At 31.8% G+C, this 16549-nt stretch carries 15 protein-coding genes and 1 pseudogene; 10 read left to right on the forward strand and 6 right to left on the reverse strand.

Going from position 1 to position 16549, the window contains the following annotated elements; translation table 11 throughout:
- Positions 1-23 precede the first annotated feature (23 nt).
- From WPG_RS18855 to WPG_RS05280, 4 genes and pseudogenes are all read left to right on the forward strand, one after another.
- On the forward strand, positions 24-287 hold the full coding sequence (locus tag WPG_RS18855) for a hypothetical protein (protein WP_316929979.1): 264 nt from the start codon (positions 24-26) through the stop codon (positions 285-287).
- Between the two features lie 60 nt (positions 288-347).
- A pseudogene (locus WPG_RS18860) lies at positions 348-788 on the forward strand (TSUP family transporter); the annotation flags it as partial.
- Positions 789-858: 70 nt separating this feature from the next.
- Positions 859-1431, forward strand: coding sequence for a hypothetical protein (locus WPG_RS17265; RefSeq protein ID WP_052471157.1), 573 nt, complete (start codon positions 859-861; stop codon positions 1429-1431).
- A 55-nt stretch (positions 1432-1486) separates the two neighbouring features.
- Complete coding sequence (locus WPG_RS05280; protein ID WP_045470176.1) at positions 1487-1957, forward strand: NINE protein; 471 nt, start codon at positions 1487-1489, stop codon at positions 1955-1957.
- A gap of 49 nt (positions 1958-2006) precedes the next feature.
- Here the strand turns inward: WPG_RS05280 and WPG_RS05285 are convergent, their stop codons facing one another.
- Genes WPG_RS05285 through WPG_RS05300 form a run of 4 tightly spaced genes read right to left on the reverse strand, consistent with a single transcriptional unit; the run spans position 2007 to position 6576 of the window.
- Positions 2007-3011 (reverse strand): carboxypeptidase-like regulatory domain-containing protein, encoded by a 1005-nt coding sequence (locus WPG_RS05285; RefSeq protein WP_045470178.1) that lies wholly within the window; start codon positions 3009-3011, stop codon positions 2007-2009.
- Complete coding sequence (locus WPG_RS05290; protein WP_045470180.1) at positions 3001-4830, reverse strand: GNAT family N-acyltransferase; 1830 nt, start codon at positions 4828-4830, stop codon at positions 3001-3003. Before WPG_RS05290 ends, WPG_RS05285 begins: the two co-directional genes overlap by 11 nt.
- A 19-nt stretch (positions 4831-4849) precedes the next feature.
- On the reverse strand, positions 4850-6100 hold the full coding sequence (locus WPG_RS05295) for an aspartate kinase (RefSeq protein ID WP_045470182.1): 1251 nt from the start codon (positions 6098-6100) through the stop codon (positions 4850-4852).
- Entirely contained in the window at positions 6100-6576 is a 477-nt protein-coding gene (locus WPG_RS05300; protein WP_045470184.1) for a GNAT family N-acetyltransferase, read from the reverse strand. Before WPG_RS05300 ends, WPG_RS05295 begins: the two co-directional genes overlap by 1 nt.
- 127 nt (positions 6577-6703) lie before the next feature.
- Here WPG_RS05300 and fbp point away from each other — a divergent pair, with 127 nt between their 5' ends.
- Positions 6704-7750: a class 1 fructose-bisphosphatase gene (fbp, locus tag WPG_RS05305; RefSeq protein ID WP_045470186.1), complete on the forward strand. Its 1047-nt coding sequence runs from the start codon at positions 6704-6706 to the stop codon at positions 7748-7750.
- Between the two features lie 16 nt (positions 7751-7766).
- On the opposite strand, the gene WPG_RS05310 is transcribed toward fbp, so the two are convergent.
- Positions 7767-8198 (reverse strand): fructose 1,6-bisphosphatase, encoded by a 432-nt coding sequence (locus WPG_RS05310; protein WP_045470187.1) that lies wholly within the window; start codon positions 8196-8198, stop codon positions 7767-7769.
- A 100-nt stretch (positions 8199-8298) separates the two neighbouring features.
- Between WPG_RS05310 and mfd the strand changes: the two genes are divergently transcribed.
- The 4 genes from mfd to WPG_RS18570 are packed head-to-tail and all read left to right on the forward strand — an operon-like array spanning position 8299 to position 14045.
- The gene (gene mfd / locus WPG_RS05315; RefSeq protein ID WP_045470189.1) at positions 8299-11631 is read left to right on the forward strand and encodes a transcription-repair coupling factor; all 3333 of its coding nucleotides are present in this window, start codon (positions 8299-8301) and stop codon (positions 11629-11631) included.
- Positions 11628-12491, forward strand: a complete 864-nt coding sequence (locus WPG_RS05320) for a DMT family transporter (RefSeq protein ID WP_045470191.1) — start codon at positions 11628-11630, stop codon at positions 12489-12491. Before mfd ends, WPG_RS05320 begins: the two co-directional genes overlap by 4 nt.
- A 44-nt stretch (positions 12492-12535) precedes the next feature.
- Complete coding sequence (locus tag WPG_RS05325) at positions 12536-13837, forward strand: TlpA family protein disulfide reductase (RefSeq protein ID WP_045470193.1); 1302 nt, start codon at positions 12536-12538, stop codon at positions 13835-13837.
- A 13-nt stretch (positions 13838-13850) separates the two neighbouring features.
- On the forward strand, positions 13851-14045 hold the full coding sequence (locus WPG_RS18570; RefSeq protein WP_231850256.1) for a hypothetical protein: 195 nt from the start codon (positions 13851-13853) through the stop codon (positions 14043-14045).
- A 389-nt stretch (positions 14046-14434) separates the two neighbouring features.
- Here WPG_RS18570 and WPG_RS05335 read toward each other — a convergent pair whose 3' ends face one another.
- The gene (locus WPG_RS05335) at positions 14435-15388 is read right to left on the reverse strand and encodes a hypothetical protein (protein ID WP_045470195.1); all 954 of its coding nucleotides are present in this window, start codon (positions 15386-15388) and stop codon (positions 14435-14437) included.
- 156 nt (positions 15389-15544) lie between these two features.
- On the opposite strand from WPG_RS05335, the gene WPG_RS05340 reads away from it, so the two are divergent.
- Complete coding sequence (locus tag WPG_RS05340) at positions 15545-16546, forward strand: NAD(P)H-dependent glycerol-3-phosphate dehydrogenase (RefSeq protein WP_045470197.1); 1002 nt, start codon at positions 15545-15547, stop codon at positions 16544-16546.
- Positions 16547-16549: the final 3 nt, after the last annotated feature.

The following is a 16549-nucleotide window of genomic DNA, read 5'->3' on the forward strand; positions in this document are numbered from 1 at the left end:
TCAATTATCATAAAAACTGAATTTTGTCTTACCTAGAAATAATTCAATCATATAATTTAACTGCATTGCAATGGATAGCCATTGGTTTTGCAGTTTTTTTATTGGGATTATCCAAATCTGGTATTAAAGGTATTAGTATAGTCATAGTTGTAATTCTTGCTTTTGTATTTGGAGAAAAAACATCTACAGGTATTTTACTCCCCATGCTCATTTGTGCTGATATTTTAGCCGTGATTTATTACAATAGGCATGCACAATTGGGAATCATAAAAAAACTAATACCATAGATAATAGTAGGAGTTCTTGTCGGAGTATAGGTTGGCAATGATAGTTCTGAATTTGTTTTTAAACGCTTAATGGGTATTATAATAATTCTGTCTGTAATTATTATGCTCTTCATTGAAAACAGAAAAACTAAGCACATACCTACTAGCAAATTATTTTCAAATAGTGCAGGATTTCTAACGGGTTTTGCTACTATGATTGGAAATTTAGCTGGTCCTATTTCCAATATTTATTTTTTAACCATGCGTTTTAAAAAGAATGAATTCATTGGAACTGCTGCCTGGTTATTTTTTATAATAAACCTATTTAAACTTCCTTTTCATTTTCTAATATGGGAAACAGTAACTATAGAAACTCTTGCGTTAAATTCGATATTACTACCTGCTGTCTTTCTAGGCTTTTTTTCAGGCGTCTATATTATAAAGCTGATTTCTAATGTAAATTACAGACGTTTCATTTTAGTTGTTACTGCATTAGGTGGTTTAGTAATGTTATTTAGATAATCTCTAATAATAATCTTACTTTGTAACAAAATTTTTATTTTTAGCTACATATGATTAAAACATTAAACTAATGACTGAAGACAATAATCTAGAGGAAGAAGCAAAAAACGATATAGAAAACACAAATGAAACCTTAAACGAGGCTGGTGATGCTATTGTAGAAAAAACAGATTCTATCAAAGAAAATGCAAGTGAAGCATTTGACACAGCAAAAGAAAAAGCAAGTGAACTTGCTAATGAGGCGAAAGAAATTTTAGGTAATGTAAAAGATAAGGCTACAGAATTCATTAATGAAGATGCCAAAGAATTGTATAGCAATGCAAAAGAAAAAGCTACAGAATTTGCAGATGAGGCTGGTGAAAAAATTGGTGAGCTTACTGATGTCGCCAAAGAAAAGGCAGCAAATTTAGCTGAAGATGCTAAAGAAACATATACAGAGGCAAAAGCTAAAGCCAAAGAATTTGCAGGAGAAGCAAGTGAAAAAATAAGTGAATTCGCAGATGAAGCGAAAGAAAAAGCTTCGGAATTTGCGGATGCAGCAGAGGATAAACTAGAAGACTTAGCTGAGGATGCTAAAGAAACTTATACTGAAGCAAAACAAAAAACTAAAGGATTCTTCCAAAGGTTATTCGGAAAAAAATAAATTTCATTTAGACCTTTTTTATTAACTTTAAGGTCTAACCAAAAACAAAAAAACTATGGCAGATGATAATAAAGACTTAGGAGATGAACTTAATGACATGCTAGATGATGCTAAAGGTGGAGCAAAAAGAGCAGGTGATAAAATAAGTCAAAAAGCAAGTGAATTAGCAGACGATGCTAAAGAGTTAGCAGGTGATGCAAAAGAAAAAGCTGCAGAATTTGCTGAAGATGCTAAAGAAACAGCAAATGATTTTGCTTCTGGAGCGAAAGAGGTTATGGATAACAAGAAAGTTGTAGCAGGTGTTCTTGGTATTATTCTTGGTTGGCTAGGTATTCATAAATTTATTTTAGGATATAATACAGAAGGCATAATTTTGTTAGTTCTCGGTATTTTAGGTTTCTTTACCTGTGGAATCACATCGGCTATTTCTGGATTAATCGGTTTAATTGAAGGAATTATTTATCTTACGAAATCGGATGAAGAGTTTGTTAGAACTTACCAAACAGGAAAAAAACCTTGGTTCTAAAAATCTAAAAACATAGAGCATAAAACCCAAAATGAAAATTTTGGCTTTTTTATAGCCCATAATCAGAAGGCAAAGTATCTCCTAAGCGTTGGCTTCCCATGACTCCACTAAAATAAATACCAATTACTGGTGTGAAGTTACCATAAACATCAACAAAAAATTCGTCTATCTCTAACTCTAATCCAGACTGAAATTTGTTGTTATATAAAATGGCAACTTTATCACTTAAAGTCACCTTTTTAAAGTCTGAATCTTTAACAGTTTCTACCTTAAAATAATCCCATTCTTCTACTCTAAATCTTTTGTAGAAAATTGCATAATCTTCAACTCTAATATTATGATTAAACAGGGAGCGCATAAAATGTTGAACTGAACCTTTATATGCTGATTCTCTATACTCAATAGTTTTCTTTTTTTTAGAGCCTTTTAAATTTTTATAAAACGAAGTCCCAGAATAAGCTACTGTATTAACAGTAAATGCATTTGTTTTTAAATCAACATATAGAAAGTTAACTTCAAAATCAATAATATTAAAAGCTATTTCGTACTGTAATGCTTTATTCTTTAACTTAACCGGAACTTTAGAACTAGCATATAAGGCTTTATTTTTCTTGTCATATTTTAGTATTAACTCTTCTTCGTTTAATATTTTACAAGATTTACCAAAATTGGAAGTGCCTAAAAACTCTTTTCGAAATAAACGTAATTTTTGCCTTCGTGTTAAACCATCATCGTATTCTACATAGACTTCATCTAAGGCTACATTTACTTCAACGAGTTCAATAGTTAGATTGTTTTTAGTTCTGTAATCAGAAACCAAAACCATTTGATAGCCTAAATAAGAAAACACCAATGCTGATTGTACAGCATCAGTATAAGTAATTGAAAACTCCCCATTTTTATTAGTTGTGGTTCCAATAGTTGTATTATCAAAATAGACAGATGCAGTCTCAATGGGTTGTTGCGTTACTTTATCAATAACTTTACCTTTAAGGGTCTGCGAAATAGAAAATAAGGGTAAGAAAAGTGTAAGAAAATAAAATTTACTGTTCATGGCTATCCATGAATTTACGTTCTAGTTCAGCCTGAAACTCTTCCATTACAGGTCTTACAGTACTTTCAGGAAGGTCAGCAATTTTTATATACATTAAGCCATCTACTGCATTATTAAATAGTGGATCTACATTAAACCCTACAAGTCTAGCATTCTGCTTAATGTACTTTTTGAGTAGTACAGGAAGTCGTAATGCACCTGGTTCTACCTCATCTATAATCTTATCGAACTTATTTAAATCTGCTTCAGTGGCATCAAATACAAAATCCTTGTCAGCATCTTTTAGTTTTACTTTAAACTCTTTCTTAGGGTGCACATATTGCGCTACATATGGATCATAGTAATGTGATTTCATAAACTCAATCATTAAACTCTTAGAAAAGTTTGAAAACTGGTTACTTATACTAACACCTCCAATTAAGAACTTATGCTCTGGATAACGCAATGTAGTATGCACAATTCCTTTCCAAAGTAAAAATAATGGCATTGGTTTTTGCTGATATTCTTTAATGATAAAAGCACGACCCATTTCAATAGATTGACTCATCATTTTATGAAGCTCTGGCTCAAACCTAAATAAATCTTGTAGATAAAAACCATCTATACCATAACGTTCAAAAATCTTTGATCCTAAGCCCATTCTGTATGCTCCTGCAATCACATTTTTTTCATTATCCCATAAAAACATATGGTGATAATACGTGTCAAAGGTGTCTAAATCAATAGCTTCATTAGTGCCTTCACCAACTTCTCTAAATGTTATCTCTCTCAGTCTCCCAACTTCTCTTAAAATATTTGGCATCGCTTTAGCCTCAGCTAAATACACCTCGTAATTTTTACTAGTTAGAAGTTTACAGTTTTTTTCTTTTAAAGCTTCCACCTCAGCCATCATAACTTCAGAGTCAATTGGAGTAACAATATTCTTTGGAGGTTTCGGAACTTTTAACTGTGATTGTATATTGTCTAAAATTTTTGGCTTATCCTCAAAAGTTTTAGACAACATATATGTTTTTCGTCTTAAAAAATCTGTAAAATCCGGAAGACTTGGATGTTCTTTCTGGTTTTTCACAGAAATAGGTTTACCAACTCTGACCTTAATTACACGACGTTTTTGAGTTAATAATTCGGATGGTAATTTTGCCGTTCTCAGTGTATCACTTAACTTAGAAAGTCTATAAAACAAACGGCTATTTTTAGCATGGAAATAAATAGGTACAACAGGAACCTCTGCTTTCTGAATTAACTTCATAGCTGCTTCTTCCCATTCTTTATCTACAACTAGTTTTCCGTCCTTGTATGTTGAGACTTCACCAGCCGGAAAAACTCCAAGAGGATGTCCATCTCTTAAATGCATAATTGCATTTTTAAAACCCGTAATACTACTCTTTACATCCTTTCTATCTTCAAAAGGATTCACAGGCATTATATAAGGTTTTAAAGGTTCTATACGATGCAGAAGAAAATTAGCAATAATCTTAAAATCACTGCGCTGCTCTATCATTAATTTTAGTAACAAAATTCCATCAATACCACCTAATGGGTGATTAGAAATTGTAATATATGGTCCTTCTTTAGGCAAACGTTTTAAGTCTTCTTCTGGGATTTCAAATTTAATTTGAAAATCATCTAATAACGCATTCAAAAAATCTAAATCAGATAAGTGTTTGTTGCGTTTATATATTTTATTTATTGAAGAAATTTTGAGAACCTTCATCAATATCCAACCGAAAAAAGTACCTATAAAGCCGTACTTGTCGGCATGGATTGCCTTTGCGACTTCTTTAGCGGTTACTAATCCGATTTCAGATGATTTCCCCATAAAACAAATGTAGTAAATGTTATTTAGTTACTATTTGAACCGTTCCTTGTGCTAACTGCTTCAACAATACAGTTTTATCTTTTTCTAGCTCTTTAATGGCAACGTCATTATAATGCCTAATAGTATATAGACTCACATTATCATAACATGTTACATTGAATTTTGCCTTAAGATGCTGTAGCAATTTTTCAAGATTATTATATAAGTTATCTATACAAACCGAAAAGCTAATTGCTGAGTTTTGAATAACATCAACCTTCATTTTATACAAGTGTAACAGGCTAAAAATTTCACTAATATTTTCTTCCATGATATATGAAAAATCAAGAGATGATAATGATATTAAAGTTTGATTTTTCTTAACTATAAAACAGGGGGTTTCTGGCTCTAAAGCTTTACCCTTACTTACACGTGTACCATCTGCTTTAGGATTTAAAAACGACTTTACATACAGTGGAATCTCTTTTTGCTGTAAAGGTTGAAGTGTTTTTGGATGAATTACTGAAGCACCATAAAATGCCAACTCAATCGCTTCTCTGTATGAGATTTGATGCAGTAATTGAGCGTTTTCAAAATAACGAGGATCTGCGTTTAATACTCCTGGTACATCCTTCCAAATCGTAACACTATTTGCATTTAAGCAATACCCGAAAATTGCAGCTGTATAATCACTACCTTCTCTACCCAATGTCGTAGTAAAGTTATTAGCATCACTACCCAAAAATCCTTGAGTGATATTAAGCTTAGAGGTATCAAAGTTTGATGACATGATATCCTGTGTCTGTTCCCAGTTTACATTAGAACGTCTGTAATAATTATCCGTTTTTATAAACTCTCTTACATCAATCCAATTATTTTTAAGACCTATTTCATTAAGATAATGACTAATAATTGTAGTGGAAATTAATTCACCAAAACCGATTGTCTGGTCATAAACGTAATTATAATCTGGAGATTTATTGACTTTAAAGAATGTTGTTAATTCATCAAAAAGTACTTTTACTGCTCCGAATACATTATGACGTTCATTATCAAATAAATCTAATAGAATTTCATTATGATATTTAATTACCTCATGAATTGAACTTTGTAATTCAGTCTTATTTTCAAAGTAATTTTTAATTACTAATTCCATTGCATTGGTCGTTTTACCCATTGCAGAAACTACAACTAAGGTTTTGTCATATCCTGTTGTTTTTAAAACTGTTGCTAAATTTTTTACACCTTCGGCATCTTTTACTGACGCACCACCAAATTTGTAAACTCGCATTATATATTTTTTAGATAATTTTCAATTCCGTTTTGGTCTAACTGCACTACATCCCAATCTCGCATAACATTAGCGCCTTTACTTTCGTAAAATTTTATAGCTGGTTCATTCCAGTCTAAAACTTCCCAACTCACACGTTTAACTCCAATCTCTTTTGCATACTTTACTACAGCATCTAAAAGCTTTGTTCCTAAGCCTTTTCCTCTAGTTTTTTCACTTACAATAAGATCTTCTAGATGTAAAACTTCCCCTTTCCAAGTCGAATATCTCCTGTAAACTAGAGCTATACCTTCAACACTGGCATCAACTTCTAGAACAAAACATACAAATTTTGGATTAGTGCCAAAACCATCTTTTTCTAAATCAGAAAGTGTGACTTCTACCGCATCTGGTTCTTTCTCAAAAATTGCCAATTCGTTGATGAGTTCTAATACTCTTGGCATGTCTTCTATAGTAGCTAATCTTGGTTGATTCATCTCTTTGATTAAAAAGAAACCAAATATAATCTAAACTCACTTTACATTACAATTTATTTACAGAACGAAAACGTTATAGTTTGTTAAAAAATGCGATATTTGTGAGAATTAATCAATATAATGCTTCATGTCTAATTCAAATCTCAACCAAACTCTTGGTGAATTTATAATTGAAAATCAAACTTCTTTTAAATATACCTCAGGGGAACTCTCTAGACTTATTAATTCAATTCGGTTAGCGGCCAAAGTTGTAAACCATGAGGTTAATAAAGCAGGCTTAGTAGATATTACTGGAGCTGCAGGCGATACTAATATTCAAGGTGAAGATCAACAAAAGTTAGATGTCTATGCTAACGATAAATTTATTCAAACCATGACAAAACGTAATATTGTTTGTGGTATCGCTAGTGAAGAGGAAGATGATTTCATAGCTATTAATAGTCAGGATGAAAACAATCAAAACAAGTATGTCGTTTTAATAGATCCTTTAGATGGTTCATCTAATATCGATGTAAATGTTTCTGTTGGTACTATCTTTTCTGTTTTTAGAAGAGTAACTCCTGTAGGAACTCCTGTAACAATTGATGATTTTTTACAAAAAGGAAATGAGCAAGTTGCTGCTGGATATGTTGTTTATGGTACGTCAACCATGCTGGTATATACTACTGGTGATGGTGTAAACGGTTTTACATTGAATCCTGCAATTGGAACATTTTATTTATCGCATCCTAACATGCAATTCCCTGAAGATGGTAAAATCTATTCTGTGAATGAGGGTAATTATATTCACTTTCCAAAAGGCATCAAAAATTATATAAAATATTGCCAGATGGAAGAAGGTGATAGGCCTTACACTTCTAGATATATTGGTTCTCTAGTATCAGATTTTCATAGAAATATGATAAAGGGTGGTATTTATATGTACCCTAAAAGCTCTAAAGCAAATAATGGAAAATTGAGATTACTTTACGAATGTAATCCAATGGCGTTTTTAGCAGAACAGGCCAATGGAAAAGCAAGTAATGGCTTTATACGTATTATGGATGTAGAGCCAAAGGAACTTCACCAACGTGTACCTTTTATTTGTGGCAGTAGAAATATGGTTGAGAAAGCTGAAGAATTTATGCGTAATGCAAAATTAAAAAAAGCGAACAGAAATGTTCGCTTTTTTTAATTTAGTTTAGAATGTACTACTGATTCATATTTTTCATTTCTTCTGTAAACTCATCAACATCTACATTTTCATGAGCTAGTGCCAATGCTTTATCTGCAATATATTTTACATTTTTAGGATTAAATCCTAGACCAACTGCTAACTTTTCTAACAATCTATGCTGCTTAGGTCCTTCAATATCATCAGCCCAAACCATTCTTGCCAAATCAAATAGACGCTCTAAACGCACATTGTAAGATGTTGGTGGATTAATTGGATGGCTTTTATAATCTTTTAATATCGTTGTATAATCGCTTTCTGTAATATCTAAACGCGTCGCTAAACGGTCTAAAAATGCGTGCTCTTCACCTGTAATAACACCATCGCTCATTGCTACTCTTACAATTGATGCAAAATGGTCTTCATTGCGCTTTTTAAATCCGCTTTCGAATAATTCTGAAAATGACATATTTTATCTTTTTATGAAGTGCAAATATAAATCTAATAATAGATTATTTCAATTAATAACACTTCAAAAATTATATATTTGCACCTTTAAACAAAGGAACTTGAGTAAAGCCTTTATTACCCAAACCTATTTACAGACTTTGCAACTGCAAAATCTGCGAAATTCTATTGCCCAAAGTGAAACAAAAGCCCATTTAAAAGGACTTGTCGGATCATCATTTTCAATAACATTAGCAGAAAGTTTTAAAACTGCAGACAAGCCATTTTTAGTTGTTTTTGATGATAAAGAAGAGGCGGCTTATTACCTCAATGATTTAGAACAACTTATTAATGATAAGGATGTTTTATTTTATCCAGGCAGTTATAGAAGACCATACCAAATTGAAGAAACCAATAATGCTAATGTTCTTTTAAGAGCTGAAGTTTTAAATCGAATAAATTCTCGTAAAAAGCCTTGCATTATTGTCACCTATCCTGATGCGCTTTTTGAAAAAGTTGTCACTAAAAAAGAGCTCGAAAAAAATACGCTTAAGATTTCAATTGGTAACGAATTAAGTATTGACTTTGTTAATGAAGTATTATTTGAATATAAATTTAAACGTGTCGATTTTGTTACCGAACCCGGCGATTTTTCAGTAAGAGGTGGTATTGTTGATGTGTTTTCATTTTCTCATGATGAGCCTTATAGAATTGAGTTTTTTGGAGATGAAGTTGATAGTATTAGAACCTTTGATGTAGAAACACAACTCTCTACTGAACGTATAAAAAAAGTAAGCATTATACCTAATGTTGCTAATAAGCTCATTGCGGAAAGACGTGAGAGTTTCCTTAAATACATTTCTAATAAAACCGTTGTTTTTGCTAAAAATCCTCCGCTTATATTTTCTAAAATTGATGAATTTTATAAAAAAGCTGTGGATGCATTCAATGTGTTATCTAAAGAAATAAAACATGCCTCACCAAATGAATTATTTTGTAATTCTGAATTACTAAAACGTCAGTTTTTAGATTATAATTTAGTTGAATTTGGTACTTCAGCTACCCTTAGCAAGCAAGTCATTGGTTTCAATACAAAACCTCAACCAGCATTTAATAAACAATTCAATTTACTAATTGAAAATTTGAATGAAAATCATGCCAATGGTATTACCAATTATATTGCTTGTGTAAGTGAGCAACAAGCTAAGCGATTTCATGATATTTTTGAAGATCACGAAAATGAAGTTCATTATAAAACCTTTGTACTCTCTTTATATCAAGGTTTTATAGATAGTGAACATAATATTGCAGTTTATACAGACCATCAAATTTTTGATCGTTACCATAAATTCCATTTAAAGAATGGTTATGCTAAAAAGCAAGCTATTACTTTAAAAGAGCTAACAAATTTAGAGGTTGGAGACTATGTTACACACATAGACCATGGTATTGGACGCTTTGGAGGCCTTCAAAAAATAGATGTTGAAGGAAAAAAACAAGAAGCTATAAAATTAGTCTATGGTGAGCGTGATATCTTATATCTGAGTATTCATTCTTTACATAAAATCACTAAGTTTAATGGTAAAGATGGTAAACCGCCTAAAGTTTATAAACTAGGAAGCAAGGCTTGGAAAACTTTAAAACAAAAAACAAAATCTCGAGTTAAAGAAATTGCATTTAACCTTATAAAACTTTACGCCAAACGTAAGCTAAAAAAAGGATTTCAATATGCACCAGATAGTTACATGCAGCACGAATTGGAAGCTTCTTTCGTTTATGAAGATACACCAGACCAGATTAGTTCTACGGCAGATATAAAAGCGGATATGGAAAGTGAGCGTCCAATGGATCGTTTGGTCTGTGGTGATGTTGGTTTTGGCAAAACAGAAGTTGCCATCAGAGCTGCTTTTAAAGCTGTAGATAATGGTAAACAAGTTGCTGTTTTAGTACCAACAACTATTTTAGCTTATCAGCATTCTAGAACGTTTAAAGAGCGTTTAAAAGATTTTCCCGTTACGGTAGACTATGTTAACCGTTTTAGAACCGCAAAGGAGAAACGTGAAACTTTAGAAGGCCTTGAAAAGGGTAGTGTGGACATCATTATTGGTACACATCAATTGGCTAATAAAAACGTAAAATTTAAAGATTTAGGCTTACTCATCGTTGATGAAGAACAAAAGTTTGGCGTTGCAGTAAAAGAACGTCTAAAAACTATCAAGGAAAATGTTGATGTATTGACATTAACTGCTACACCAATACCTAGAACACTTCAGTTTAGTTTAATGGCTGCCAGAGATTTATCTGTTATTACTACGGCTCCACCAAACAGATATCCTATTGAAAGTCATGTAATTCGTTTTACTGAAGAAACTATTAGAGATGCTGTGAGTTATGAAATTCAGCGCGGTGGACAAGTTTTCTTTATTCATAATCGAATTGAAAATATTAAAGAGGTTGCTGGTATGATTCAACGCTTAGTACCTGATGCTAAAATAGGTATTGGTCATGGGCAACTCGATGGCAAAAAGTTAGAGCAATTGATGCTCGCTTTTATGAATGGTGAGTTCGATGTTTTGGTAAGTACAACTATTGTAGAGAGTGGATTAGACGTACCGAATGCCAATACTATTTTTATTAATAACGCGAACAATTTTGGACTCAGTGATTTACACCAAATGCGAGGACGTGTTGGTCGTAGCAACAAAAAAGCGTTCTGTTATTTTATTACACCAGAGTATTCTGCTATGACTACTGATACAAGAAAACGTATTACGGCTCTGGAACAATTCACTGAGCTTGGTAGTGGTTTCAACATTGCTATGAAGGACTTAGAAATAAGAGGCGCTGGTGACTTATTAGGTGGCGAACAAAGTGGATTTATTAATGATATTGGTTTTGACACTTATCAAAAAATATTAAACGAAGCCGTTGAAGAATTAAAAGAATCTGAATTTGCAGACTTATATAAAAATGACAATAAGCCTAAAACTTATGTAAAGGATATTACCATTGATACAGATTTTGAATTGCTTTTTCCAGATGATTATGTAAACAATATTACAGAGCGTCTAATTCTTTATACTAAATTAAACGAATTAAAAACAGAAGAAGAACTGAATACATTTGAAAGCGAAATCATTGATCGATTTGGGGAATTGCCTACACAAGTTTCAGATTTATTAGATAGTGTAAGATTGAAATGGATTGCTACTAAAATTGGAATTGAAAAACTTATTATGAAACAAAGCAAACTAATTGGTTATTTTATCAATGACCAACAAAGTGCTTTTTATCAAAGTGAAGATTTTTCTAAAGTGTTACAATTCGTTCAGATGAATGCTAGTAAATGTAAAATGAAAGAGAAAAAAACCCGGAATGGTTTACGTTTACTCATTACTTTCGATAATATAAAATCTATTGAGCAAGCTCTTGCTGCATTATCCAATATTAAATGAATGCAAAAAGTCATTTAAATCATCTCTTATGGTTAACCATAGCCACAATTTTCATAAGTACTTCTGGTGCCTTAGGTAAATTTATAGATATGCCAACACCAGTGATTATATGGTGGAGATCGGCTCTTGCTGCAGTTTTTTTATTCATATTCTGTCTTTACAAAGGGATTCATTTAAAAATAGAAAACAATAAAGATCGCTTCATGTTTTTTCTAGGAGCTGTTTTTATGGGTGCACATTGGATCACCTATTTCTACGCACTAAAGTTATCTAATGTGGCAATAGGTATGTTATCATTACTTACTTTTCCTGTAATTACCGCTCTATTAGAACCTTTCTTTTCAAAAGCAAAACTAGATCCTATTCATATTGTTTTAGGGCTAATGGTATTAGTTGGTATCTATATTTTAGCGCCAGAATTTGACCTAGAAAGTAACCAACTTCAAGGTGTTTTATTTGGAGTGCTATCTGCCATTTGTTATGCCTTGAGGATATTGATTTTAAAAAGTCAAGTTGCAAAGTATAATAGTACTATGTTGATGTTTTATCAAGTTATGATTATGGCAATACTATTGTTGCCGATACTTTATTTTATGGATAGTTCTAATATTAAAACGCAATACCCATATATTATCTTGTTGGCTGTACTAACAACAGCTATAGGACACACATTATTCGTTAATAGTCTAAAGTATTTTAAAGCAAGTACAGCAAGTATTATTGGGAGTACACAACCTGTTTTCGGAATTATAATTGCTTACTTTTTCTTGAATGAAATACCAACAATACATACATTTGTTGGAGGTGGAATAATTTTAGCCACTGTGGTTATTGAAAGTATTAGATCTAAAAGTAAATAATGGCTTAATTATTGTCGTTATGGAATAGATAAAAACATATAGAAATGAAAAAATTAATATTAGCTTTATTCATATTACCATTACTAGGATTTTCTCAATCTATAAAAGGGAATTTCTCGCCAGCTGAAGAATTTTCTTACGCGTTTTTATATGAAGCTACTCCAGAAGGTGCTAATTACGTTAACAGAGGTAAACTTGATGCCGAAGGTAATTTTGAAATTACAATAGACTCTTCAGTTGCGCCAGGTATTTATAAAATCGTATATGCAATACCACCTGAAGAAAATAATTTTGACTTTATCTATAACGGAAAAGAAACTACGGCCTTTAATTTTAGTTATGAAAAAGGTGTTGAGTTCACCGAGTCTGAGGAGAATAAATTATGGAGCTCTTATCTAAAAAGTATGGATATGGTTAACCAAACCATTAGTAACTACTACACCAAAGATGGTAAAGATGAAAAAGGTTTTAATTCTGTTTTTAAGGTTGTAAAAGACACGCAACTAGCTTATGAGGAGTCTGCAAACGGAAAGTTAGTTTCCGCATTCATTACAGCAAATAGACCTTATATTCCTGTGGCTTATGAAGATCTTGGCACCTATTCTAAAAACCTCAAGTCTCATTATTTAAGTCAGATTGATTTTAGTAATTACTTATTACAGAGTTCGTCATTTTTGGTAGATCGTGTAACATCTTATGTTTTTGATATTGTTCAAAATTCAAGTAATGAAACTTACAAGAAACATGTTGATGATGTTGCTGCTACTATTAATAGTAATAATTTAGGTATTAAAACAAACCTACTAGAAATTTTATGGCAACGTTTTGTAACTCTAGAGAATCATGATTTAGCAAACTACATTACTGAAAAGTATTTACTAGAATTAGCTCATAAGACAGAAAATAAAGTATTAGCAGAAACAATTACATCTTATAAAAACACATCTATTGGAACGAAAGCACCAAACTTTGATATTCCGCTTGTGGACAACCTAACAAACCTACATCAACTAAAAGAAGAAGCGCATTACTTGCTTATATTTTGGAGTAGTGGTTGTGGCCATTGCTTAGCTGAACTACCTAAGGTAAAAGCCTTAATTGCTGACAATCCAAAGCTTAAAGTTATTGCATACGGATTAGAAGATGAAGATAAGAAATGGTCTGAAGAGATTAAAAACTATCCAAACTTTACACATGTTATTGGTTTAGGCAAATGGGATAATCCAATTGTAAAAACTTATGGTGTTGCAGCAACACCTATGTACTTTCTATTAAGTCCATCCAAAATTATTATGGCTAAGCCTTATGATTATAACGATTTAGAGGTTGTTTTGAAGAGCCTTTAATTTTCTGTTTTTAATGAATATAAGTTTTGATCTCAATAGTACTCTTATACCTAATGGACCAGAGTTTAAAACTGAAAAGAAAGGCATTTTAGCTATTCTAATAAATATAGAAGGAATTAAGCTAGGAGCTCCTAAATTAATTCGTCAGTTACAAAAAGAAGGTCATATTATAAACATTTATACAACGTCATTTCGCTCAAAATTCTGAATAAGAAGAACTTTAAAATATTACGGTATTTCAGTTAATAAAATTGTTAACCAATCTGAAAATCAAAAAGTTTTAAAATCAAAAAACATTAATTCCTCAAAGTAGCCTCCAGCTTTTAATTTTGACCTTCACATTGAAGATTTAAAAGGAGTTGGAATTGAAGGGGAAAAAATATAATTTCAAGACCATTATCATTAGTCCAACCGATATAAATTGGTCCCATATAATATTGAATAATTTACAAAAGAAAAACGCCCAGTAAAACAAGTGTTTTATCTGAGCGTTTTGAAACTAAATAACCAACCAAAATTTAGCTTCGTTTGTATCTTTTATTTTTTATTGAGGTTATACGGAACACTCAAATTTATATGTTGTCGTAACCTTCAAGCTTATGCTTGAGTGTTTCTCGTATTCTCTCTAGGATTATCTAACCTTTGTGTTTTTTGCTTACGCTTTTTAGGTTTATCCTTTTCAACCGTTACTCTACCTTTTGTATCAGAGGTTCTGTAATAAGGAATGTAACCTTGACCTTCAAACTCATATGTTGTACCAGAATCTGCATGAAACAACTCTATAGTCCCATCATTGATAACGCTCAGTTCAAAGAATTCATTGTCAAAGAAATCATAATCTAATGTTAATGTTTTTAAGTACATATTACTTGAAACATCTCCAACTCCATAAACGCCTGTATAATCCCAGAAAATGTTATTTGGATTACTTATGTTTCCATCTTGAGAACTTCTAAAAGTAGAGTCATTTACGCCAGATAGAAACTGTAAGTAGTTTTCGTTATCAAACTCATTTATAGCTCCATACTCACTTGTATAGGTTTTCTCCCAAGCTTCATATTCTTGTAAGAAATAATGAATATTGTCGTAGAATATAAAATCATAATCGAAATTAGACTGCTGATAACCTTCTAAGAAATAAGATGTATCGTTAAAAGGGTTATATAATTCTATTGTATTATTATCTATTTGGTATACATCAAAACTATCAAAACCATCAATAATGTGATCTACATCTAACACCATGTCGTACGCATCGTAGTTACCAATTTGCACTCCATAACCACCACCTTGACTTCCAAAACCAACCAAATTGTTATTTGCATAAATGCGACCATTTTCAAAGGTTAATGTAAATGCAATTTGTAGGAATGGTGTTTCACCAAAACCTTGTGTTGAGTTAATATCTACATACCACAAATCATACGATTGTAATAACTGATTTAATGAAATAGATGGTCCATTATCATTAATATTTATTTCTTCTGTGTAGCAAGACGTAAATAAAGTTGCACTAAGTGCAAATCCAAGTAAAAGTTTTATCGTTTTCATAATCTATGAGGTTTTAGGTTATTTATAGAGTTAAATGCAAAACGCGTGCCAAACTCTAAAAATTAGTAGCTATCGATACGCTCTAGGATATGCATATTTAAAAGAAACTCACTAAAAATTTGCGTACTTTTGATATATAATATCCACATTAATTCTATGAGTGATAATACAAAATATGCAGTATTTGGAGCTGGTAGTTGGGCCACAGCAATTGTAAAAATGCTTTGCGAAAACTTAGATGAAGTCGGATGGTATATGCGCAGTGCGTATACTAAAGAACATATCTTAAAAGAGCAACACAATCCAAGTTATTTAAGTTCTGTAGAGTTTCATACTAATCAATTAAAGCTTAGTAATGATATTAACGAAATAGCTACTTGGGCAGATGTGCTCATTTTTGTAATTCCATCTGCTTTTATATATGGAGAATTAGAAAAACTTAATGTAGATATCAGCCAGAAAACAATAGTTTCAGCAGTAAAAGGAATTCTTCCAGAAACAGGTAAATTAGTTGGTGAACACTTTAATGATGATTACAAAATACCATTTGAAAATATTGCAGTTATCGCAGGACCTTGTCATGCAGAAGAGGTTGCTTTAGAGCGTTTGTCTTACCTCACCATATCTTGTGCTGATGCTGAAAAAGCCCAAGCCATTGCAGATAAATTATCAAGCGATTATATAAAAACAAAAATCAGTGACGATATTATTGGTGTAGAATATGCTGTAATGCTAAAAAACATCTATGCTATTGCTGCTGGGATTGCACACGGTTTAGGTTATGGCGATAACTTTCAGAGTGTATTGATGAGTAATGCCATTAGGGAAATGAAACGTTTTATTAAAAAACGCCATAAAATGAAACGTAACATTAACAACTCAGCTTATTTAGGTGATTTACTAGTAACTGGTTATTCTGTGTTTTCAAGAAACAGAATGTTCGGTAATATGATTGGTAAAGGTTATACTGTGAAATCTGCTCAAATGGAAATGAACATGGTCGCTGAAGGTTATTATGCCACTAAAAGTGCACATTTACTCAATCTAGAGAATAAAAAGAAGACACAAATGCCTATAATTAATGCTGTCTATTCTATACTATATGATGGTAAAAACCCTAAGAAGGTATTCAGAAAATTAACTGAGAGGTTAGATTGATTT

The sequence above is a fragment of the Winogradskyella sp. PG-2 genome, assembly GCF_000828715.1.
Taxonomy (GTDB): Bacteria; Bacteroidota; Bacteroidia; order Flavobacteriales; family Flavobacteriaceae; genus Winogradskyella.